The organism is Mesobacillus maritimus (assembly GCF_019749255.1).
GTDB lineage: Bacteria > Bacillota > Bacilli > Bacillales > Cytobacillaceae > Mesobacillus_B > Mesobacillus_B maritimus_A.
This window is the reverse complement of sequence record NZ_JACWFH010000004.1, coordinates 1,584-3,019: the sequence shown is the minus strand read 5'-3', so window position 1 is coordinate 3,019 and position 1,436 is coordinate 1,584. Positions and strand designations below refer to the sequence as shown.

Sequence of the window (1,436 nt, the reverse complement as noted above, 5' to 3'; positions counted from 1 at the left end):
CGACTTCAACTGCTGGCCCTCCAGCGCTTGTCGAGGCTGATCAGTCGCCTCCGCTTTTCGTTTTGGTTAAGTCCTCGATCGATTAGTATCAGTCAGCTCCACACGTCACCGCGCTTCCACCTCTGACCTATCAACCTGATCATCTTTCAGGGATCTTACTAGCTTGACGCTATGGGAAATCTCATCTTGAGGGGGGCTTCATGCTTAGATGCTTTCAGCACTTATCCCGTCCGCACATAGCTACCCAGCGATGCCTTTGGCAAGACAACTGGTACACCAGCGGTGCGTCCATCCCGGTCCTCTCGTACTAAGGACAGCTCCTCTCAAATTTCCTGCGCCCACGACGGATAGGGACCGAACTGTCTCACGACGTTCTGAACCCAGCTCGCGTACCGCTTTAATGGGCGAACAGCCCAACCCTTGGGACCGACTACAGCCCCAGGATGCGATGAGCCGACATCGAGGTGCCAAACCTCCCCGTCGATGTGGACTCTTGGGGGAGATAAGCCTGTTATCCCCGGGGTAGCTTTTATCCGTTGAGCGATGGCCCTTCCATGCGGAACCACCGGATCACTAAGCCCGACTTTCGTCCCTGCTCGACTTGTAGGTCTCGCAGTCAAGCTCCCTTGTGCCTTTACACTCTGCGAATGATTTCCAACCATTCTGAGGGAACCTTTGGGCGCCTCCGTTACATTTTAGGAGGCGACCGCCCCAGTCAAACTGCCCACCTGACACTGTCTCCCACCCCGATTAGGGGTGCGGGTTAGAATTTCAATACAGCCAGGGTAGTATCCCACCGACGCCTCCACCGAAGCTGGCGCTCCGGCTTCCAAGGCTCCTACCTATCCTGTACAAGCTGTACCAAAATTCAATATCAGGCTGCAGTAAAGCTCCACGGGGTCTTTCCGTCCTGTCGCGGGTAACCTGCATCTTCACAGGTACTATAATTTCACCGAGTCTCTCGTTGAGACAGTGCCCAGATCGTTACGCCTTTCGTGCGGGTCGGAACTTACCCGACAAGGAATTTCGCTACCTTAGGACCGTTATAGTTACGGCCGCCGTTTACTGGGGCTTCGATTCAAAGCTTCGCGTGAGCTAACCTCTCCTCTTAACCTTCCAGCACCGGGCAGGCGTCAGCCCCTATACTTCGCCTTGCGGCTTCGCAGAGACCTGTGTTTTTGCTAAACAGTCGCCTGGGCCTATTCACTGCGGCTCATCTAGGCTTTAACACCCAAATGAGCACCCCTTCTCCCGAAGTTACGGGGTCATTTTGCCGAGTTCCTTAACGAGAGTTCTCTCGCTCACCTTAGGATTCTCTCCTCGCCTACCTGTGTCGGTTTGCGGTACGGGCACCTTTTATCTCGCTAGAGGCTTTTCTTGGCAGTGTGGAATCAGGAACTTCGGTACTATATTTCCCTCGCTATCACAGCTCAGCC

1 rRNA gene (only partly in view) is annotated in these 1,436 nt (G+C 54.5%); it reads right to left on the bottom strand.

The window, feature by feature from the left end:
* Nucleotides 1-62 precede the first annotated feature (62 nt).
* Nucleotides 63-1,436 (bottom strand): 23S ribosomal RNA (locus H0185_RS01545) (it continues 1,486 nt past the right edge of the window).